The sequence below is a fragment of the Pseudomonas sp. GL_091 genome, assembly GCF_057837725.1.
In genome coordinates this window covers 6,148,634-6,169,008 of sequence record NZ_CM174451.1, presented here as the reverse complement: position 1 = coordinate 6,169,008, position 20,375 = coordinate 6,148,634, and the positions used below count along the sequence as shown (strand labels likewise).

Annotated in this window: 20 protein-coding genes and 2 pseudogenes; 14 read left to right on the top strand and 8 right to left on the bottom strand. The window is 59.2% G+C overall.

Annotated elements, in window-relative coordinates:
* Positions 1-80 precede the first annotated feature (80 nt).
* A complete protein-coding gene (locus AC3ITY_RS28075; RefSeq protein WP_489311031.1) occupies positions 81-827 on the top strand; it encodes an energy transducer TonB in 747 nt (248 codons plus the stop codon).
* On the top strand, positions 820-1,272 hold the full coding sequence (gene rimI, locus AC3ITY_RS28070) for a ribosomal protein S18-alanine N-acetyltransferase (protein WP_007978046.1): 453 nt from the start codon (positions 820-822) through the stop codon (positions 1,270-1,272). Before AC3ITY_RS28075 ends, rimI begins: the two co-directional genes overlap by 8 nt.
* A gap of 9 nt (positions 1,273-1,281) precedes the next feature.
* On the opposite strand, the gene AC3ITY_RS28065 is transcribed toward rimI, so the two are convergent.
* Positions 1,282-1,686 carry a serine kinase/phosphatase gene (locus AC3ITY_RS28065; protein ID WP_489306200.1) on the bottom strand — a complete coding sequence of 135 codons (405 nt, stop codon included), beginning with the start codon at positions 1,684-1,686 and terminating at the stop codon, positions 1,282-1,284.
* 168 nt (positions 1,687-1,854) lie between these two features.
* On the opposite strand from AC3ITY_RS28065, the gene can reads away from it, so the two are divergent.
* On the top strand, positions 1,855-2,499 hold the full coding sequence (can, locus tag AC3ITY_RS28060) for a carbonate dehydratase (RefSeq protein ID WP_489306198.1): 645 nt from the start codon (positions 1,855-1,857) through the stop codon (positions 2,497-2,499).
* A gap of 6 nt (positions 2,500-2,505) precedes the next feature.
* Here can and AC3ITY_RS28055 read toward each other — a convergent pair whose 3' ends face one another.
* The 3 genes from AC3ITY_RS28055 to AC3ITY_RS28045 all read right to left on the bottom strand — a co-directional run bounded on the left by AC3ITY_RS28055 (position 2,506) and on the right by AC3ITY_RS28045 (position 5,861).
* Entirely contained in the window at positions 2,506-3,030 is a 525-nt protein-coding gene (locus tag AC3ITY_RS28055) for an SET domain-containing protein (RefSeq protein ID WP_489306197.1), read from the bottom strand.
* A gap of 144 nt (positions 3,031-3,174) precedes the next feature.
* A complete protein-coding gene (locus AC3ITY_RS28050) occupies positions 3,175-4,347 on the bottom strand; it encodes a hypothetical protein (protein ID WP_489306196.1) in 1,173 nt (390 codons plus the stop codon).
* 95 nt (positions 4,348-4,442) lie between these two features.
* The gene (locus AC3ITY_RS28045; protein ID WP_489306194.1) at positions 4,443-5,861 is read right to left on the bottom strand and encodes a short-chain fatty acid transporter; all 1,419 of its coding nucleotides are present in this window, start codon (positions 5,859-5,861) and stop codon (positions 4,443-4,445) included.
* A gap of 200 nt (positions 5,862-6,061) precedes the next feature.
* Here AC3ITY_RS28045 and AC3ITY_RS28040 point away from each other — a divergent pair, with 200 nt between their 5' ends.
* The 5 genes and pseudogenes from AC3ITY_RS28040 to ddlA all read left to right on the top strand — a co-directional run bounded on the left by AC3ITY_RS28040 (position 6,062) and on the right by ddlA (position 10,658).
* On the top strand, positions 6,062-7,375 hold the full coding sequence (locus tag AC3ITY_RS28040; RefSeq protein WP_489306192.1) for an MFS transporter: 1,314 nt from the start codon (positions 6,062-6,064) through the stop codon (positions 7,373-7,375).
* 117 nt (positions 7,376-7,492) lie between these two features.
* Positions 7,493-8,221 (top strand): annotated as a pseudogene (locus tag AC3ITY_RS28035) (PAS domain-containing protein); the annotation flags it as partial.
* Positions 8,201-8,809: a methyl-accepting chemotaxis protein gene (locus AC3ITY_RS28030; RefSeq protein ID WP_489311029.1), complete on the top strand. Its 609-nt coding sequence runs from the start codon at positions 8,201-8,203 to the stop codon at positions 8,807-8,809. The pseudogene AC3ITY_RS28035 and the gene AC3ITY_RS28030, both read left to right, overlap by 21 nt.
* Positions 8,810-8,916: 107 nt before the next feature.
* Positions 8,917-9,516, top strand: a complete 600-nt coding sequence (locus AC3ITY_RS28025) for a flavin reductase family protein (protein ID WP_489306191.1) — start codon at positions 8,917-8,919, stop codon at positions 9,514-9,516.
* A gap of 47 nt (positions 9,517-9,563) precedes the next feature.
* Positions 9,564-10,658, top strand: a complete 1,095-nt coding sequence (gene ddlA, locus AC3ITY_RS28020; protein WP_489306190.1) for a D-alanine--D-alanine ligase — start codon at positions 9,564-9,566, stop codon at positions 10,656-10,658.
* A gap of 57 nt (positions 10,659-10,715) precedes the next feature.
* On the opposite strand, the gene AC3ITY_RS28015 is transcribed toward ddlA, so the two are convergent.
* The 3 genes and pseudogenes from AC3ITY_RS28015 to ggt all read right to left on the bottom strand — a co-directional run bounded on the left by AC3ITY_RS28015 (position 10,716) and on the right by ggt (position 13,126).
* Positions 10,716-11,087 (bottom strand): helix-turn-helix domain-containing protein, encoded by a 372-nt coding sequence (locus AC3ITY_RS28015; RefSeq protein ID WP_489306189.1) that lies wholly within the window; start codon positions 11,085-11,087, stop codon positions 10,716-10,718.
* 3 nt (positions 11,088-11,090) lie between these two features.
* A pseudogene (locus tag AC3ITY_RS28010) lies at positions 11,091-11,165 on the bottom strand (type II toxin-antitoxin system HigB family toxin); the annotation flags it as partial.
* Positions 11,166-11,293: 128 nt separating this feature from the next.
* Complete coding sequence (ggt, locus tag AC3ITY_RS28005; RefSeq protein ID WP_489306188.1) at positions 11,294-13,126, bottom strand: gamma-glutamyltransferase; 1,833 nt, start codon at positions 13,124-13,126, stop codon at positions 11,294-11,296.
* 166 nt (positions 13,127-13,292) lie between these two features.
* Here ggt and AC3ITY_RS28000 point away from each other — a divergent pair, with 166 nt between their 5' ends.
* On the top strand, positions 13,293-14,396 hold the full coding sequence (locus AC3ITY_RS28000; RefSeq protein WP_489306186.1) for a DUF2817 domain-containing protein: 1,104 nt from the start codon (positions 13,293-13,295) through the stop codon (positions 14,394-14,396).
* Between the two features lie 48 nt (positions 14,397-14,444).
* Here AC3ITY_RS28000 and AC3ITY_RS27995 read toward each other — a convergent pair whose 3' ends face one another.
* Entirely contained in the window at positions 14,445-15,182 is a 738-nt protein-coding gene (locus tag AC3ITY_RS27995; RefSeq protein WP_223454699.1) for a UTRA domain-containing protein, read from the bottom strand.
* 396 nt (positions 15,183-15,578) lie between these two features.
* Here AC3ITY_RS27995 and AC3ITY_RS27990 point away from each other — a divergent pair, with 396 nt between their 5' ends.
* The 5 genes from AC3ITY_RS27990 (at position 15,579) to AC3ITY_RS27970 (ending at position 20,184) form a co-directional block, all read left to right on the top strand.
* Complete coding sequence (locus AC3ITY_RS27990) at positions 15,579-16,634, top strand: ABC transporter substrate-binding protein (RefSeq protein WP_489306184.1); 1,056 nt, start codon at positions 15,579-15,581, stop codon at positions 16,632-16,634.
* 184 nt (positions 16,635-16,818) lie between these two features.
* A complete protein-coding gene (locus AC3ITY_RS27985; protein ID WP_489306183.1) occupies positions 16,819-17,706 on the top strand; it encodes an ABC transporter permease in 888 nt (295 codons plus the stop codon).
* Positions 17,696-18,466: an ABC transporter permease gene (locus AC3ITY_RS27980; RefSeq protein ID WP_223442545.1), complete on the top strand. Its 771-nt coding sequence runs from the start codon at positions 17,696-17,698 to the stop codon at positions 18,464-18,466. The genes AC3ITY_RS27985 and AC3ITY_RS27980 overlap by 11 nt, the downstream gene beginning before the upstream one ends.
* Before the next feature lie 9 nt (positions 18,467-18,475).
* On the top strand, positions 18,476-19,504 hold the full coding sequence (locus AC3ITY_RS27975) for an ABC transporter ATP-binding protein (RefSeq protein ID WP_489306182.1): 1,029 nt from the start codon (positions 18,476-18,478) through the stop codon (positions 19,502-19,504).
* A complete protein-coding gene (locus AC3ITY_RS27970) occupies positions 19,501-20,184 on the top strand; it encodes an HAD family hydrolase (protein ID WP_489306181.1) in 684 nt (227 codons plus the stop codon). The genes AC3ITY_RS27975 and AC3ITY_RS27970 overlap by 4 nt, the downstream gene beginning before the upstream one ends.
* Positions 20,185-20,375 lie beyond the last annotated feature (191 nt).

Genomic DNA, 20,375 nt, shown 5'->3' with positions numbered 1-20,375 from the left:
GTAGAATCAGCGCACTTTAGTTATCCACAAGTGGCCGACCTTTGCTTATCGAGTCCCGTCGTCGCGCTTATCTGGCCGCCATGCAGGTGGTCAACTGGCTGCCGCGCACCGAATTGCCCTTTGCCGCGCCGTCGCGGCCCGAGCTGCTGGACATGCCAGAGCCGGTTGTGGTCGCGCCTGTCGTGCCCGCTGTTGTTGCTCAGACGCCCGTGGCGCCTGTGGCCAAGCCGGCCGAGCGGGTGAAGGTCGAGGTGCCACGGCCATCGCTGGCGAGCACGCGCACCGGCGCCAAACCGGTGGAACAGGCCGAAGAGGCTCCCGTGGTGGTCAAGGCGCCGATCGTGCCGCCCCCGCGTTTCTCCCTGCAATTGCTGCGGGCCGGGCGTTGCCTGCTGCTGGTGGAGTTACCCACAGGCGAATCCTTCCAGACTCGCGATCCTGCTTACCTGCTGCTCAAAGACATGCTGCGCGCCGCCGGTCTGCCGGACAGCCCGCAGATTGTCGGTGAGCCGGTGCGTTGGCCGCTGCTGGTGCGTGGCACGATGGACCAGGGCCCGGAAGCGGCCCGCGACTTCGTGCAAGGTTTTCTCTCGGTGCGCATGGAAGAAACGCCCTGCGCCTGCTTGTGGCTGATCGGCCTGCCTGCGGTGCGATTTGCCGGCGAAGCGGATGCCGAGGCGTTCAATCGTGAGTTGCAGATCGAAGGCCTGGGCTCGGCCTGGGCGGTGCCGGGCCTGGAATTATTAATGGAAGAGCCACAGCGTAAGGCTGATGTCTGGCAAGCCATGCGTCGGCTGATGGCGCGCTGGAAAGAATCGAATGAGTGACGCTGTATCGTTTCGCCCGATGACCGAGGCGGACCTGGAAACTGTACTGAAAATCGAATACGCGGCCTACAGCCATCCCTGGACCCGCGGGATTTTCCTCGACGGCCTGGGCAAGTATCAGATCTGGCTGATGTTCGAAGGTCAGCAGCAGGTCGGCCACGGTGTGGTGCAGATCATCCTCGACGAGGCGCACCTGCTGAATATTACGGTCAAGCCGGAAAACCAGGGCCGTGGCCTGGGGCTGACATTACTTGAGCATTTGATGTCGATTGCCTACAAGGCCGACGCCCGGGAGTGTTTCCTGGAAGTGCGCGACAGCAATACCGCTGCGTTCAAGCTGTATGAGCGATATGGTTTCAACGAAATCGGCCGGCGTCGGGATTACTACCCGGCGGTGGGCGGGCGCGAAGATGCGGTGGTCATGGCCTGCACTTTGGTGGATTGAGCCACAGGATCAACGTTTTTTGTCGAGAGGATCGCGCAGCGCCAGTTCAGCCTCATCCAGGCCATTGCCACCGCCAATATCGTCCTCATCGACGATGCTCAGGTCCCAATCCGCACGGCTATCATTGCCCGCCTCATGGGCATCCCGGGCGCCGTCTTCACGGATCAGGGTTTCCGGGCTCAGGTCGTCGTCGGTAGGTTGATGGTCACTGGTCGAGGCACCAGTCAGGCCCGCTTCACGTCCGCGGCGGCGCGGCATCAGTTGCTCGCGCTCCTTTTCCGTCAGTTCGTCACCGATTCTGGCGCTGGGTTCTTCGGCGTCGAAATCCAGCTCACGCACCGAGCCCATGCGGTCTTCGTTGTCATCGACGGGTTCCGGTTGCACCGCATCGTACGGACGTCGTGAATCATTCATGGTAATTCCTCATACTGTAGGCCTTACTACGGTTGACCCACGTGGCTACCGATAATTCCACCGGCATGGAGCCCCGTGTTCCGGATCAGGAGAGCATCTGCATTTCGCGCGTGACCCCGACGGACGGTTGTCAGTCAAAGCTGCGCATCATTCTTGAGGCTTCAAAGCATGAACGAATTACAAGATCTGATTGATAACAACGAGCGTTGGGCCGCTGCGATCAAGGAGGAAGATCCTGACTTCTTCGCCAAGCTGGCTCGCCAACAGACCCCGGAGTTCCTGTGGATCGGTTGTTCCGACGCCCGGGTGCCGGCCAACGAAATCGTCGGCATGCTGCCGGGCGATCTGTTCGTACACCGTAATGTGGCCAATGTCGTGCTGCACACTGACCTCAACTGCCTGTCGGTGATTCAGTACGCAGTCGATGTACTCAAGGTCAAACACATTCTCGTCACCGGCCATTATGGCTGCGGCGGTGTGCGTGCTTCGATGCAGGATCGCCAGTTCGGCCTGATCGACGGCTGGCTGCGTTCGATTCGCGATCTCTATTATGAAAAGCGCGAAGAGCTGGCCAAATACGCTACCGAAGAGGAGCGCGTCGACCGCCTCTGCGAACTCAACGTGATCCAGCAGGTCGCCAACGTCGGGCACACCAGCATTGTGCAAAACGCCTGGCACCGCGGGCAGAGCCTGTCGGTCCACGGCTGCATCTACGGCATCAAGGATGGCCGCTGGAAGAGCCTGAATGCGACCATCAGCGGTTTCGAGCAACTACCGCCGCAGTACCGCCTGCGTCCGCTCGACCCTCAGTAACCCCCGTCAATAATGACTTTGCCGACGCCAGCGTTGCAGAAACGCCTGGCCGTCGGCGTTTGGCGATTCGTCGTAGCCGGTAATCCAGCCACGGCAATCGTATGAGCCGCACTGGCAGGCGAACTGGCGTTGCAGTTTGTCTTCGGTGGCGGCGAAGTCCATGGTCAGCCAGTCCCCCTTGCTGATGTCCTTCAGCGCCCATAACCACAACTCGCTCAAGTCGAGAAAGACATTGGGGTCGCAGGAGTGTCGCAACAGTCCGCAGAAGCGCGGGTCGTAGACGTGCACACCCGGGGCGAGCTGGCGGGTATGCCGGCAGCGATAGGGCAGCAAATGCCCCGACGCCCGGCAGATACGAGTGATTCGCGGGAATTCGCGCCGCGCGGCAATAGCCGTGGCCTCGCGCTTGGCGTTTTCAATAATTTCGAAGTCGGCCAGGGAAGGAAATCCCAGGCGAACGGGCAGCTCCGAAAAGGGGTAAACACCTTGCGGCGGTTGTGGGTGTTTTCGTTGAGGGGCGTGAGCTTTCATAACGATCCCTGTCTGCTGGGTGCTGCGACTTCCTTGCACCGACGGTCCTGTCAGCACAGCAGCACATGGGTTCAGCCCAAGCCTCTCGCAGATACTACGGGCGGTCTACTGTCATAAGTGACAGATGGGCAGCCGTTCATCGGGTTACAACGGCGGAACAGGTTTCGCCGTGGCTGGCGCTGGGGCCTTGAGCTGTTTGAGCTGGGACACGATCGAAGCTGTCGCGCATTTGCCCGCGGCCTGTTGGGGCGACAGGTTGCGGACTGAGGTGTAGAAAAGCTCGCAGGTTTTTTCTTTCCGGGCCACTTGCCAGGTTTGCCTGCAGGTATTGAGCTCAACGTCCGGATTGCTGTCCGGTTGGCGGCCCATGGTGGCCTGCCAGCACGCAGCACTCAAATCCTGGCCCATGACTTTCAGGCCTGCCGCATCGGCCTTGGCCTGGGCGTCACTGCCGGTATAGCTTGCCGGATCGGCGGCATACCAAATATAGCTCGGGTGGTTGGAGCCCAATACGGGGACTTTCACACCGTTGTCCGGGGTGATCTGGACCAGGCTCAACACGTTCACCGTCTGCCCGTATTGCTCTTTGATCCAGTTACGCACCGGTGTACCGAAGGCGACCATCGGCAGTGCTGCACCGCTGGCGTTCAGGCTGACCTCCTTGACCATGGTGCTCTGGTAATCCTTGAAGTAGCCGTAGACGCCTTCGAGGTCCTTGCCCGCGTTGGACGGCGCGGCAATCGGGGCGATGTCGATGATTGTCTGGTAGCCCGGCGTCTGTTCGGCCGGGATGCCATTGGCGGTGAGCAGCGTGGCCCAACGATCCGTGGTGGCGGACTTCAGGTAATCCTGGGCCTGGGTCAACGAATAGTCGGGTGGGAAGTGCAGCAGTTCGACACTTTTGCGGTTTTCCAGAGCCATGCCCATCGGCAGGAACAGGTACCAGCTATACGCCCACTTGCCGTCGGCATTCAGTTTGCTGGCACCGTTATAGGCCAGGTCACCGGCATCGAGCAGCGCTGCCAAAGGTTTTTCATAGCCGTCGGGCACGCCGATGATTTCTGCGTGGAGCTGACCATTGTCGGTTTTGACCAGAACCTTCGCGTCGCCGTAGCCATCGCGCTGCACACTCTGGGTCAGGTAATGCTCGACGGTTTGCTCAAGCGTCCAGTTGCGAAAGCAGATCACGTTGCAATTGTTGGGGTAGGCGAAGAGGCGGGTAACGCGTTCGGTAGTGCCCAGCTTCAAATTGACATCGGCGTGGGCGGTGGTGCTCAGGGTGAGGGTTGCGAGGGTGAGTGCCACGAGTTTGAACATGCTCAGATCCTTTTCAGCGTATTAAGACCAGCAGTTACTGAGACAGACGGGGCGGAACAAAAAGGGCCGATATCAATACCGGCCCTTTTTTATGGTTACGGCATGACCGGCGGCAAATACGCCAGCGTCGTCCCCAGTGCCCATAACAACACTAGCACCAGTGGCGTGTGCACCAGCAACTGCACGAACGAGAAGCCGATCAGGTCCCGTGCTTTCAACCCCAGCACGCCCAGCAACGGCAGCATGTAGAACGGGTTGATCAGGTTCGGCAAGGCTTCGGCGGCGTTGTAGATCTGTACGGCCCAGCCCAGGTGATAGTTCAGGTCATTGGCCACCTGCATCACGTACGGCGCTTCGATGATCCACTTGCCGCCACCGGACGGAATGAAGAAGCCGAGGATCGCCGAGTACACGCCCATCAGCAGGGCATAGGTGTCGTGGGAGGCAATGCTGACGAAAAAGGTCGAGATGTGGTGCGCCAGGGTCTGCGCATCGGCGCCCTTGACCGTGGTCATCAGTGCGGCGATCGAGCCGTACAGCGGGAACTGGATCAACACGCCGGTGGTGGTCGGCACTGCGCGGGACACGGCGTCCAGAAAGCTGCGCGGACGCCAGTGCAGCAGGGCACCCAGCATGATGAACAGGAAGTTGTAGGTGTTCAGCCCGGAAATCGCACTGATCGCCGGTTTGGTCGAGAACTCGTGGAACAGCCAGCCACCGGCCAGCAGCACCAGCAGGATCATCAGCAGCGGGCTGTATTCCAGCCATTCGCCGGGACGGGTGCGCGGTTGCAGCGGCGGCAAGTTGAAACTCGGATCGACGCCGCAGGCCTTGGCATCACGCGCCGAGTTCGGACCAGGGGCGGTGGCGTAGGCAATGATCAGCGAGATGACGATCAAGGCCAGCAACATCACGCCGGACTGCCAGAGAAAGATCGTCTGAGTGAATGGAATCACCCCGGTGATCGACAGAATCGACGGCGGCAGGCTCGCCGGGTTGGCCTGCAATTGTGCTGCGGACGACGACAGGCCCAAGGCCCACACCGCGCCAAGCCCCAGATAGGCGGCAGCACCAGCGGCGCGGTAGTCCATCTTCAGATCGGTACGACGGGCAAGGGCGCGCACCAGCAAACCACCGAACACCAGGGACAGGCCCCAGTTCAGCAACGACGCGACCATCGAAATCAACGCGACCCAGGCCACGGCGGAGCGGCCGTTTTTCGGCAGTTTGGCCAGACGGTCAATCAGCTTCACCGCTGGCGGCGAACTGGCGACCACATAACCGCCGATCACCACGAAGGCCATCTGCATGGTGAAGGGGATCAGGCTCCAGAAGCCATCACCAAAGGCCATGGCGGCGTCGGTGGGTTTGGCGCCCATCGCCAGGGTGGCCAGGGCCACGATAATCACCGCCAGGGCAGCAAACACCCAGGAGTCGGGGAACCAGCGTTCGGCAAAACTTGAGCAGCGCAGGGCAAAGCGGGCGGAGCGGCTATCTTCGATATCAGCGGCCACGGGAGTACCTCGGATTTTTATGTTTGTTGTGGTCTTCGGGGCAGTAACCGCCCGTCTGGACAGACGCCAACATTAATTCAAGCCGAGGATTTTTGCGGGGCTGTTTTGTGGCTATGGGACTTTGGTCTAACGGGTTGTCCGCCGATGCATTTGCGTAGACCATGGGCGCCTTGGTTTTTGCCTGTGCCAGAGTTCTTTTCATGACTGCCAACACCGATTCGCGTCCGGCGCCGTTCAGCCGCTCGGACTACAAGACCCTCGGGCTCGCCGCCCTCGGTGGGGCGCTGGAAATCTACGATTTCATCATCTTCGTGTTTTTCGCCCTGACCCTCAGCCAGTTGTTCTTCCCGCCGGAGATGCCCGAGTGGCTGCGCCTGCTGCAAAGTTTCGGGATCTTCGTCACCGGTTACCTGGCGCGACCGCTGGGCGGCATCCTGATGGCGCACTTCGCCGACCGTCTGGGGCGCAAGAAAGTCTTCAGCCTGAGCATCTTGATGATGGCGTTGCCCTGCCTGCTCATCGGGATCATGCCGACCTACGCGCAAATCGGCTATTTCGCACCCTTGCTGCTGTTGGCCCTGCGCATCCTCCAGGGCGCGGCGGTGGGCGGCGAAGTGCCGAGTGCCTGGGTATTCGTCGCCGAGCACGCGCCCATCGCCCATCGCGGTTATGCCCTGGGTTTCTTGCAGGCGGGGCTGACCTTCGGCTATTTGATCGGCGCATTGACCGCGACCTTCCTGGCGCAGGCGTTCACTCCGGCGGAAATCCTTGATTACGCCTGGCGTTACCCGTTCCTGCTGGGCGGCGTGTTTGGCGTGATTGGCGTGTGGCTGCGTCGCTGGCTCAACGAAACCCCGGTGTTCATGGCCATGCAGGCACAACGCGAGGCGGCCGGCGAACTGCCGCTGCGCAGGGTCTTGCGCGAGCATCGCCTGGCCATTTTGCCAGCGATGATTCTCACCTGTGTGCTGACCTCGGCCGTGGTGGTGTTCGTGGTCATCACCCCGACCATGATGCAGAAAACCTTTGGCATGACCGCCAGCCATACCTTCGCCTTGAGCGCACTGGGCATTGTGTTCTTGAACATCGGCTGCGTGCTCGCCGGGCTGCTGGTCGACCGCATTGGCGCCTGGCGCACGGTGATGCTCTATAGCCTGCTGCTGCCGCTGGGCATCGGCGTGCTGTATGGCTGCCTGATCATGGGCGGCGACTGGATCGGCCTGGCCTACGCCGTGGCAGGGCTGGCTTGCGGGGTGGTGGGCGCGGTGCCATCAGTGATGGTCAGCCTGTTCCCGGCGCGGATTCGCGTCTCGGGTATCTCGTTCACCTACAACATTGCCTACGCCGCATGGGCGAGTGTCACACCGCTGCTGTTGATCGGTCTGATGCCGTGGAGTCCGTGGATCTGCGTGATGTTCAGTGCGGTGATGGGCGCGGTGGGCGTGGGCAGTGCGGCTTATTTCGGTGCGCGGATGCCGAGAATCGCAGGCTGTGCTGCCGCTGGCGCACATTGAGTATGCGTGTCGTAACTATTTTTACAGGACAAGCCTGAAGCACGCTTAAGAAAATGTTTCCAAGGCCGATGGTTAGGCTGCATATCGCTTTCTACCCCTGTCCATCGGTGCTTTCCCATGTTCAATAAACGCTTGAAGCAGGAGCTGTCGGCTCTTCGTGAAGAACTCTCCAGCCTCCAGCAAGTGAAGGAAAGCCTGGAAAGCGAGATGCTGGTGCTGACCCTCGACAGCGATGGACGGGTTCAGTCGGTCAATCAGAACTTCCTTGGCGAAATGCATTACAAGAGTGGCGACCTGATTGGCCGACACATCGACGATTTCGTCCCGGATCACGTGAAGTTCGACGAATTCCAGCAGCGTTTCAAGCACGCGCTGACCCGTGGCGAACACTTTGCCGGCGCGGTGCGTCTGTTGCGCGGTACGGGCCAGGAAGCCTGGTTGCGCTCGATCGTCCAGCCCGTGCGCTCGGTAGTCGGCAAGATCAAGCATTTTTCGATCTTCTCCAGCGACCTGACCCGCACCATCGAGGCCTCCCGCGAACACGAGAACCTGATCGGCGCGCTGGTGCGCTCCACGGCGGTGATCGAATTCGATCTCAATGGCAACGTGCTGGCCGCCAACGACCGCTTCCTCAGTGGCATGGGTTACAGCCTGGCGCAGATCAAAGGCAAACATCACCGCACCTTCTGCGTGCCGGAGGAGTACAGCAGTGCCGAGTATCAGGACTTCTGGCGTCGCCTGAACGCGGGCGAGTACGTGGCCGCCCGTTTCAAGCGTGTTGACAGCCATGGTCGTACGGTCTGGCTGGAGGCGTCCTACAACCCGGTGGTTGATGCCAACAACAATCTCTACAAGGTGGTGAAGTTCGCCACGGTGATTACCGATCAGGTCAATCAGGAACAAGCCGTCGCCGAGGCCGCCAACATTGCCTACAGCACCTCGCAGCAAACCGACCAAAGCGCCCAGCGCGGTAACGCCGTGGTGACCCAGGCCGTGGACGTGATGCGCGACCTGGCCAGGCATATGCAAACCGCCGGCGATGGCATCGAAGCCCTGAACGAGCAGTCGCTGGTGATCGGTACCATTGTCAAAACCATCAGCGGCATTGCCGAACAGACCAACCTGCTGGCGCTCAACGCGGCCATCGAAGCGGCGCGTGCGGGCGAACAGGGTAGGGGCTTCGCCGTGGTGGCGGATGAAGTCCGGCAACTGGCTTCGCGCACCAGCCAGGCCACCGACGAAATCGTCCTCGTGGTGCGGCAGAACCAGGACATGGCGCGTAACGCCGTGGCCCTGATGACCGACGGCAAGCTTCAGGCCGAACAGGGCCTGGCACTGGCGGCGGAAGCGGGTACGGTGATTGTCGAGATCCAGGACGGCGCGCAGAAAGTGGTCAATGCGGTGGGGCAGTTTGCCAATCAGTTGGTGAGTTGAGCCTAGCGTTCTGCCCGCTGAAATGAAAAGATCGCCATCGGTGATCTTTTCATTTCAGCGTGTTTTATCCCGTTACAATCGGCTCTTTTCCTCAGGAGCAGACTTCCATGAGCGTTTCCCACCGCCGTCCGGTTCCCTTGTCCAAGGCCTATCGTCTGCTCAATCATGGCCCGACCGTGCTGGTCAGCGCAGCCCACGGTGGCCAGCGCAATATCATGGCGGCAGCCTGGGCCATGCCGCTGGATTTCGAACCACCGAAAATTGCCGTGGTGCTGGACAAGTCCACCTGGACTCGCCAGTTGCTGGAAGCCTCGGGCACTTTTGTGCTGAACGTTCCCTGCGCTGCCCAGGCCGACATTGTACAAACCGTCGGTTCGACCTCCGGTCTGGAATTGACCCAGGGCCAGGGGCGCGACAAGTTTGAGACCTACGACTTGCAGACGTTCACCGGTGAGTCGGTTGATGCGCCGATGCTCGAAGGTTGCGTGGCCTGGCTGGAGTGTCGCCTGTTGCCGGAGCCGAGCAACCACCAGCAGTACGATCTGTTCCTCGCCGAAGTGATTGCCGCCCAGGCTGACGAGCGCGTGTTCAGCGAAGGCCGCTGGCACTTCGAAGGCCAAGATGCCTTGCGCACCTTGCACCACGTGGCGGGCGGGCACTTCCTGACCATTGGTGAGCCGGTGGACGGCAAGAACTTGCAGCCGTAAGGTTTCGACTATTCAAGTTGTAAGCACATTCACCAAGAGGCCGGGCGATGAGAAAACTGCGTGTAGGGATAATCTTTGGCGGGCGCTCGGCAGAGCACGAAGTGTCGCTGCAGTCGGCGAAAAACATCGTCGATGCGCTGGATCGTTCACGCTTCGAGCCGGTGCTGATCGGCATCGACAAACAAGGCCACTGGCACCTCAACGACCCTTCCAACTTTTTGCTGAACCAGGAAAACCCGGCGCTGATCGCCCTCAATCAGTCCAATCGCGAACTGGCCGTGGTGCCGGGCAAAGCCAGTCAGCAACTGGTGGAAACCTCCAGTCAGGAAATGCTCGGTCACGTCGATGTGATCTTCCCGATTGTCCACGGCACCCTCGGTGAAGACGGTTGCCTGCAAGGCTTGCTGCGCATGGCCGATCTGCCGTTTGTCGGCTCTGACGTGCTCGGCTCGGCCGTGTGCATGGACAAGGACATCAGCAAGCGCCTGCTGCGCGATGCCGGCCTGGCCGTGACGCCGTTCGTGACATTGACCCGCGCCACGGCGGCACGCACCGGGTTTGCCGAGGTGCGGGGCAAGTTGGGTTTACCGCTGTTCGTCAAACCGGCGAATCAGGGCTCTTCCGTGGGCGTGAGCAAGGTCACCGACGAGGCGGAGTACAGCACAGCGGTGGAGCTGGCCTTGAGTTTCGATACCAAGGTGTTGATCGAATCTGCCGTCAGCGGCCGCGAGATTGAATGCGCGGTGCTCGGCAACGAAGACGCCATCGCCAGTGGCTGCGGCGAGATCGTGGTGCACAGCGGGTTCTATTCCTACGACAGTAAGTATATCGACGATACGGCTGCTGAAGTGGTAGTGCCGGCCAATATCAGCGTCGAGGCCAGCGAGCGCATTCGCGCCCTGGCCGTCGAAGCGTTCCAGGTACTGGGCTGCTCCGGCCTGGCCCGCGTCGACGTGTTCCTGACCGACAGTGGCGAAGTGCTGATCAACGAAATCAACTCGCTGCCCGGCTTCACCCGCATCAGCATGTACCCGAAACTGTGGCAGGCCACCGGCATGACCTACAGCGAACTGGTGACGCGACTGATCGAGCTGGCGCTGGAAAAGCACCAGGTTCGGCAGGGATTGAAGATCAGTCGATAAGCGGAGTTCTGTATCGTCCGTATTATTGGTGGGTATGCTTGCAAGAGCTGACCCTGATCAAACGTGCTTGACGGGTTTGATCAGGCTCTGGACGGGTATCCCGAACAGTTCGTGCAGTTTCCAGATCATCGGAAGCGTCAACGCTCGCTTGCCATTGAGTACTTCATAAACACGATTTGTGCGGCCGATGGCGGGTGCAAGATCGGCGGCGGACAACCCGGACTGCTCCATTCTGAATTTGATCGCATCGATAGGATTGGGTAAGTCGACCGGGAAGTGCTTCGACTCATACAATTCGATCAGCTTAATCATGATGTCAAAGTAATCTCCCTCGGGAGTGCCAATCTCTGGTTCATTCTCAAACAGTGCAGAGACGCTCTTGAGAGCGGCGCGGTAATCCTCTTCGGTGTGAATCGGGTGAATGTTCATGGGTTACTCCATTTCGACGTTATCAGCGTCGACCGTGTCGTACTGCTTGTGAGTGCCGACAAATTTTATGTACACGGCGCTGGAACTCTAACCAGTACGCAATTATTTGCGGGTAGGAAAAAGCAGCGGGAGAGAGGCGACCTGGACTCTTTACCAATAAAAAGGGCCTACCCACCAGTAAGCCCTTTCTCATCCCCGCGTACGACTCAATCCCCCAACGCTTGCCCCTCACGCCGCGGATCGGCCCCGCCTGTCAGCGACGCTTTCCCTTGGGCGTCCTTGACCCGAACAATCGCCTGGGTGCCGCTGGTCATGTCGATCTCGCTCACGCTGTGCCCTTTGTCTTTCAGTGCCTGAATCAGCGACGGGCTGAATTGCCCCTGTTCCAGTTCGGTCGGGCCGTTGCGGCTGCCGAAGTTGGGCAGGTTGATGGCGGCTTGCGCATCGAGGTTCCAGTCGAGCAGGCCGATGGTGGATTTGGCCACGTATTCGATGATTTGCGAGCCGCCGGGGGAGCCGACGGTGGCGAGGAATTCGCCGCTCTGGCGGTCGAAGATCAGGGTCGGGGCCATGGAGGAACGCGGGCGTTTGCCGGGCTCGACGCGGTTGGCGACTTTTTGCCCGTTTTCCTCGGAGATGAACGAGAAGTCGGTCATCTCGTTGTTGAGCATGAAACCCTGAACCATGATGTGCGAGCCAAACGCTGACTCGATGGTGGTGGTCATCGACACGGCACCACCTGCGTCATCGACGGCCACCACTTGCGAGGTGGAAATCCGTAGCGGCGAACGGTCCGGCGCATAGGCCACCCGGATGCCCGGCGGAGTGCCGGGTTTGGCCGTGCCCATGCTGCGTTCGCCGATCAGGGCAGCGCGGCTGGCGAGGTAGGTCGGGTCGACCAGGCCCTTGACCGGCACGGGTACGAAGTCTGTATCGGCTACGTACTGAGCGCGGTCGGCATAGGCCAGGCGTTCGGCTTCAGAGATCAGGTGCACCGCTTGCGGGTCGGGTTCGATACCGGCCGGGGCCGCGGTCTTGACCGGTTTCAGCGGTGCCAGCGCCAGGCGCTTGTCGCGAGTCTCCAGGGCTTGCAGAGTGCCGAGGATCTGCGCCACGGCGATCCCGCCCGACGACGGCGGCGGCATGCCGCAGACTTGCCAGCGCTTGTAGTCGGTGCACAGCGGCGCGCGCTCCTTGGCCTGATAGTTGGCGAGGTCGGTCAGGGACAGGCTGCCGGGGTTGGCGTGGCCCTGAACCTTGGCCGCGATTTCCTCGGCGACCGGGCCTTTGTACAGGGCATCCGGGCCTTCATGGGCGATGCGTTTGAATACGGCGGCCAGGGCCGGGTTCTTCAAGTTTGTGCCGACGGCTTTCGGGCTGCCATCGGCATTACGGAAGTAAGCCATCATTTCCGCTGAGCGCGGCATGGACGAATCCGCGGCGATCAACTGATGCAGGCGTGGCGAAATGGCGAAGCCTTGTTCGGCGAGCTGGATGGCCGGTTCAAACAGTTGTGCCCAAGGCAGGCGTCCGTGTTTTTGATGGGCCAGTTCCAGGGCGCGCAGCACGCCGGGCGTGCCCACCGAACGACCGCCGATTTGCGCCTGGGTGAACCCCATCGGTTGTCCGTTGGCTTGCAGGAAAAGTTTCTCGCTGGCACCGGCCGGGGCGGTTTCACGGCCGTCGTAGGTGCGCACGGTTTTGCCATCCCAGAGTACGATCAATGCGCCACCACCGATGCCCGAAGACTGTGGCTCGACCAGCGTCAACACCGCTTGCATCGCAATCGCCGCGTCGATGGCCGAGCCGCCCCGGCGCAGCATTTCCCGTCCTGCTTCGGCCGCCAGCGGGTTGGCCGCCGCTGCCATGTATTTTTCGGCGTGTTGGGTGCGCAGGTCGGTGCGAAAACCGGAAGCGCTTTCCGGTGCGAGCGGCAGTGTCGGCACCGAAGCGTTGTTGCACGCGGTAAGGGTCAAGGCACTGGCGAGCAGAACCAGGGCTGGCAGGCGATGGCGGCGCAAAGGGAAGGTTGAGAACACGTGGGGTACTCCGTCCGTTGGATCTACGATCAATGGACTTTATCGGCCGACCGGGAGGGAAGCAAACCGGGTCCTGCGGCTCCGATGTTTTTGTCCTTCATCAATGGCAGGATTTTCTGTAGGGTCGTTGCCAACAGACAGGCCAGAAAATCAACAAGAGGCAGACATGCAAACCGAGTTCCCCACCCAGTCCAGCTATCGCACCCAGCGTGAACAATTCCTGGCCGCCGCGACCACTGCAGGCGCAACGCTGACGGAATATCCACACCCGCTCAAAGGTCCGTTCGGCGAATCGCTGAGTACCGATGTGGCGGTGCTGGGGGATCCGGGCGCCAAGCGCCTGTTGATCGCGTTGAGCGGCACTCACGGGGTCGAAGGCTTCTATGGCTCGGGCTGTCAGATCAAATGGCTGCAGGAGTTGGGCAAGCGTTCCCTGCCAACGGATGTCGCCGTGGTCATGATCCATGCCATCAACCCCTGGGGCATGGCGTGGTTGCGCCGGGTCAACGAAGACAACATCGACCTGAACCGCAATCACCTGGATTTCCAGCGACCGCTGCCAGACAACCAGGCCTACAACGCCCTGCATGAAATCTATGCCTGCCCGCAGTTGCAAGGTCCGCAGCGCGATCGTGCCGATGCCTTGCTCGACGAGCAGATTCGCCTGCACGGCTGGTCGGCGGTGATGTCGATTGTCGAGGGCGGTCAGCATGCTCATCCCGACGGCCTGTTTTTCGGCGGGCTGGCGCCGAGCTGGTCGAACCGCACGCTGCACAAGATCGTGCAAAAGCACGTGGCCCATGCCGAGGTCGCCATGTGTTTCGACTTGCACACGGGCGCTGGCGAGTATGGTCATCCGATGTTGCTGACGATTACCGAGTCCGCCTATCCGGCGCTGGCGGATGCGCAGGCGATTTACGGCCCGTGGCTCTACAGCCTGCAAACCGGTGCCGACACCGTCAGCGAAACCGGCGTGGCGGCAACGGCCACCGGCTACACCTCGCAAGCGCTGATCAATGCGCTGCCGCAGGTGCGGCTGATGCCGTTTGTCATTGAGTGCGGGACTTACCCGGGGCCGGATGTTCACCGGCATTTGCGCGATGACCACTGGCTGCATCTGCACGGCAACCCGAGTGATGCAGCAGGGCGCGGGATCAAGCTGAATCTGCTTGAGCAGTTCTATCCCGCCGACAGCGATTGGCAGGCGATGGTCTGGCTGCGCACCTGGCAGATCTGGGAGCGGGCGTTGTCCGCATTGCCGACGGCATAAAGTTCAAGAGGAAGCTGCAGGGTTTCCAGCGGGTAAGGTTTTCGATGGTCAAGCTACTTTGTCTGGATGCAGTGTTTGGCTATCCATGGAAATCCGGACTGCGTCATGACGCCAGAACTCGCGATCGCAATCAAGAATCTGTCCATGCTGATCATAGTTGACGCGAATTATCATTAACAGCGGACTGCCTTCCGGCAGATTGAGATAATTCGCCACGCTGGCCTGCGCCGCGGTCGGGTAAATATCAAAAGTGGCGCGGCCGCAATGGATGTCATAGTGTTTTCGGTAAATCAATGTCAGCGACTGAGTCAGGTCCAGTTTCAATATGTCCGGGAAAAACTCTGGTTTCAGATAATGTTCTACAAACATCACGGGGCGCCCATCGACTGAGCGTAGACGGCGTATACAGTGCAGCATGCTTAACGGCAGCACCGCCAACTTCAGGCATAACTCCGGGCTCGCCAATTCCGTACTGGTCGAAATGACCTGTGTGAGTGCCTTGCGCCCCTGACTTTCGACCATCTGGTGGAACAGCGAATTTGTGAAGGGGTTGTACACCAGTCGGGGTGGGGTAACAAACCAGCCGCGCCTGCTTTCCCGATAGATCGATCCTTCCGCTTCCATTCTTTGCAGGGCTTCTCTGAGCGTGATGCGGGTTGTGGAAAACAGGTCGCTGAGCTCTCGTTCGGGAGGAAGCTTGCTACCGGACGCCAGAGTGCCATTGATGATTTGCGTTGCCAGGGCGTGATAGATGGTGGCAGCTTGGGTGGTTATTTTTTCTGTCACGGTGATGGTCTGGATGATTTTTGAGCGCTGATATTATCCCAGTTCATCATTTCATTACCTTTACGAGACTCAACTGTCTCTCTTCGGGCACACCTCGCCCACTGTCCCTCTGACGATTGATCGCCCGGAGCGGGTGCTCAGACCGTCGTCCGCGCTTGCGCTCTGGTGCCGATTACCATCGTTGTTTCTGGTCGTGCCGGGCGCGTGAATGTGCGTGGCATCGACAGACATTCCTTGGTGCAACGACAGCCCTGTTCTATCCCGGCCAGGTGCTTAACGCCTATTCAATTGCATCAGGGGGCTGAGTCGGAGCGTCTCAAGTGTCACATTTCGGTCATTTCTTATGGGTAGCATCCAGTTTCCGCCCAAATCTGGTCTATACCACACGGCTATCCCATGAAAAAAATACTGATTACGAGTTTGCTTGCAGGTGCCTTGTCGATTGCAGTTTCCAGTGCGTACGCGCAGTCGGAGCTGGATGCTTTAGTCGCCGCAGCCAAAAAAGAAGGCGCGGTCAATAGTTTGGGCATGCCGGATAATTGGGCAAACTGGAAAGATACCTGGGCTCAGATCACGCAAACATACGGCCTGGTACATCAGGACACCGACATGAGTTCGGGGCAGGAAATCGCAAAATTCGAAGCTGAAAAATCGAACGCATCAGGCGATATCGGTGACGTTGGCCAATCTTTCGGCCCGATTGCCGTCAGGAAGGGCGTTACCCAGGCCTACAAGCCGACCACCTGGGACGAAATTCCGGCTTGGGCCAAGGACGCAGACGGTCATTGGATGGTGGCTTACAGTGGGACCATTTCCTTCATCAGCAACAACAAGCTGGTCAAAAATCCGCCTAAGAACTGGGGTGATTTGCTCAAAGGCAACTATAAGGTGACGGTTGGCGAAGTGGGCGTCTCGGCGCAAGCCAATAGCGCTCTGCTGGCAGCGGCGATTGCCAATGGCGGCAACGAAAAGAACTTGCAACCTGCGTATCAGTTATTTGCAGAGTTGGCTAAACAAGGTCGGCTCTCCATGACCGATGCGAGTATCGCCAACATGGAAAAAGGTGAAGTGGAAGTTGCCCTGTTATGGGACTTCACGTCATTGAGCTATCGCGACAAGATCGATCCATCCCAGTTCACGGTATCCATTCCCACTGACGGTAGTGTGAGTGCCGGTTATTCAACCCTCATCAACAAATACGCACAGCATCCGAACGCCGCCAAGCTGGCGCGTGAATACATCTTCAGCGATGCAGGCCAGATTAACCTGGCGCGTGGTTATGCGCGTCCGATTCGCAGCGACGTCGTCCTGCCACAGGATGTAAAGGACAAGATGCTGTCGGCTGAACAGTATCGCAACGCCAAACCGATCCAGGATTTCGCGGCATGGGAAACAACCACCAAGGCCATACCGCGGCAGTGGCAAGAACAAGTCATGATTTATAACAAGTAACTCCACCCGCGTTAGTTCGCTTCTAAAAACCTGCTGCGCGACTTGGGTCGTTCGCTACGGTTTTTAGAAGTGAGCATTAGAAGAGCAGAGAGCAGAGAGCAGGGTAATGGCCGCACTTAGGTTTGCGCTGGCCATATTTCGCGCTCGCTTATCAAAAACCATGTAACACGGAATGGCTAGCTGTATGACTTCTGCATCGAACCCGCTGGCAATACCAGTGACTCTCGACAACCGGCATTACCCACGCTTTCGCCACTGGCGAGCGGCGCTGGTTCTATTGCCCTTGTTATGTGTGTTGGCGCTGTTTTCACTGGCACCGACAGCCTGGCTGCTGATCAACAGTGTGCAGGTTGATGGCGCATGGTCGCTGGCGAACTTCAGCGAAATCCTGCATTCCCCGTTTTACCGGCAGGCCTTTGGTAACAGCCTTTGGGTTTCCGTCTGCTCCAGCTTGATCGGATTAGCCATCGCGTTGGTGGTCGCCGCTTCGTTGAAACGGGTGGATTGCGCGCTGCGCGACATGACGGTGGCATTCACCAATATGGCCAGCAATCTAAGTGGGGTGTCCTTGGCATTCGCCTTCATTATCGTGATGGGAACTAATGGCGCCGTGACCTTGCTCTTGCGGCGATGGGGTTTGCTGGCTGATTTCAATCTATACACGCAGACCGGGCTGACGCTGATTTACAGCTATTTCCAAATACCGCTAGCGGTGTTGTTGCTCTATCCAGCCTTTGATGCGCTGCAAGATGATTGGCAAGAGGCAGCCTCTTTGCTGGGGGCCAGCCGTGCCAGTTACTGGCGCCTGGTTGCATTGCCGGTGCTGCTGCCGGCGGTACTCGGTACTTTCATATTGTTGTTGGCTAACGCCATGGGGGCGTATGCCAGTGCGTATGCACTGATGACCTCCAACTACAACCTGGTCACCATCCGCATTTCCAGCCTGGTCGCCGGGGACATTTCTCTGGAACCGAATCTGGCGGCAGCACTGTCCGTGCTTCTGGTGGCGATGTTGGTGCTCGTGGCGATGGTCAACCAGCTCTTGATGAAGAGAAGCTACCATGCACACTAACCGTTATCACCAGTTCGTGCTGTATGGCGTGATGGCGCTACTCAGTGTCCCTGTTCTGGCGACCCTGGTGTATTCATTTTCCCAGCACTGGGGGGCAACCATATTGCCCGACGGGCTGACGTTCGACTGGTACCTCAAGTTGTGGCAAGAGCCGCGGTTCTTGAGTGCATTCAGCCACTCCCTGTTGATTGCACTGGGCACATTAGTCTTCAGCACAGTGGTCATCGTGCCTGCCGCATTTGTGGTGTTCCATTATTTCCCGAACCTGGATCGTTGGATGAACATCCTGATCCTGATCCAGTTCGCGGTGCCGCCTGTGGTCTCGTCAGTGGGCTTGTTACAGATTTATGCCGATGGCCCGCTTCCACTGATCGGTACGCCGTGGGTATTGATCGGGTGTTATTTCACGATTGTCCTACCGTTCATGTACCGGGCACTCGCCAACGGTCTGCAAGGGCTGAACGTGCGTGACCTGATGGATGCGGCGCACCTGCTAGGGGCAAGCACTCCCGCCGCTTTTTTGCGGGTGATCTTGCCGAATATCCGCAAGGGCCTGATGGCCGCTTTGTTTCTCTCGTTCTCCTTCCTGCTGGGCGAGTTCGTGTTCGCCAACATATTGGTGGGCAGCCGTTACGAAACCTTGAACGTCTATCTCTATTCCGTGCGCTCCACCAGCGGCCATTTCATGAGTGCCGTGGTGATGAGCTATTTCATATTTACGCTGGGCGTGACCTGGATTGCCACCCGCTTGAGTCGATAGGACTGTGCGATGAATTATCTTGAAGTTTCCAACTTGTCGAAATACTACGGCAAGGGCTCGGGCAAGACCCGCGTGTTTGACGACATCCATTTCAATATCAAGGAAGGCGAACTGGTGACCCTGCTCGGCCCCAGTGGCTGCGGCAAGTCGACCTTGTTGCGCTGCATTGCCGGTTTGACTGACGTCGATAGCGGCCAGATCCAGGTGGCGGGAAATAACATTACCCATGTTGCTCCGCAAAAACGTGGTATCGGCATGGTCTTCCAGAGCTATGCGTTGTTTCCGAATCTGACGGTGATGGGCAATATTGCCTTCGGCCTGAAAATGCAGGGCGTCAGTGTCGATGAAACCTTCCAGCGCGTGACCGAAGCGGTGCGCCTGGTTGAATTGCAGGGCCACGAGAACAAATTCGTGAGTCAACTCTCCGGCGGCCAGCGTCAGCGTGTCGCCCTGGCGAGGGCATTGGTGGTGCGGCCACGCATCCTGTTGCTGGATGAACCCCTGTCGGCACTGGATGCGCGCATCCGCAAGAACCTGCAGGAGGAGATCAGGCGGATTCAGTCGCAGTTGAAACTGACGACTATTTTCGTGACCCACGATCAGGAAGAAGCGCTGATGTTGTCCGACCGCATCATTGTCATGGATGGCGGTCGCATCGTGCAGGAAGGGAGCGCCGAGACAATCTACACCCGTCCCGCCAATGGTTTTGTCGCGCGCTTCATGGGCAGCTACAACCTGCTGGATGCCCGTCAGGCGGAACAACTGCTTGGCCTGCGCATACAAGGGCAACTGGCAATCCGGCCGGAAGCGATCCATGTGGCGCAAGCCGGCCGTAGCTATGGCTCACATCTGGGTGCACCGTGCCGCGCCACGGTCCGTCACCATCAACTGCTCGGCAACGTCATTCGTTACCACGTCGATGCGCAAGGCTGCTCGCTGATGGTCGATATGCTCAATCGCAGTTCAGGGTCTTTGCTGCCGGCAGGCGCGCCGCTCGATCTGCTGTTCAATCGTGAAGAGCTGCAGGAGGTCGCATGACGGTTTTGGCTATTTTTGATATGGACGAGACCCTTATCGATTGCGATAGCTCCAGTCTCTGGCTGCGCTATCTGGTGCTACGTGGTGTGGCCGCAGCCGACATGCTGGTCACCGAGCAGGCGATGATGCAAGCCTATCATCTGGGCGAACTCTCCATGGCGCAGTACATGGACTTTACGCTCCAACCGTTGTCTGGAGTGGCCGTCAGCGAAGTGGAGCGATGGGCTGATGACTTTGTCTTCAGCCTCATTGCTCCCCGCATATATCCAGCGGGACGTCGGCAAATCGAGTGGCATCGCCAACAGGGAAACCAGCTACTGATCATCTCCGCGACGGCTGACTTTATCGTGCGCCGTGTCGCGGCCATGCTGGGTGTGGACGAAGTGATCGCCATCGAACTTGAACAGGAAGGAGGCAGCTTTACCGGCGCGACTAAAGGGGTACTCAGTTTTCGGGAAGGCAAGGTGGAGCGCTTGCAGGCGTGGCTGAAGCACCATGGCAACAGCCTGCAAGGCAGCTATGGCTACAGTGACTCGGTGAATGATTTGCCGCTTTTACACGTGGTCCAGCATGCATGTGTCGTCAACCCCGCGCCAGCGTTGAAACAGGTCTCGGACCAGCATCAATGGCGACAGTATGACTGGCAGTTGGCGCAAGATGAGCACAGTGTCACGGGTTAATCCAGTCGCGCTTGATGCACTATTGCGCCACAAGTCAGCGGGCCTGCCGGTACCTCGGCTAACCCAGTATTTGTCATGAGCCGCCATGGGGATGCACTTCCAGGCAGAGGCCTTGTTCGTCATAAAGGCGGCAGGCCTTGTCCGGTTGCCGCAAAGCCTTGTGTGAATTGGGCAGCAGCGGTAGCCGCGAC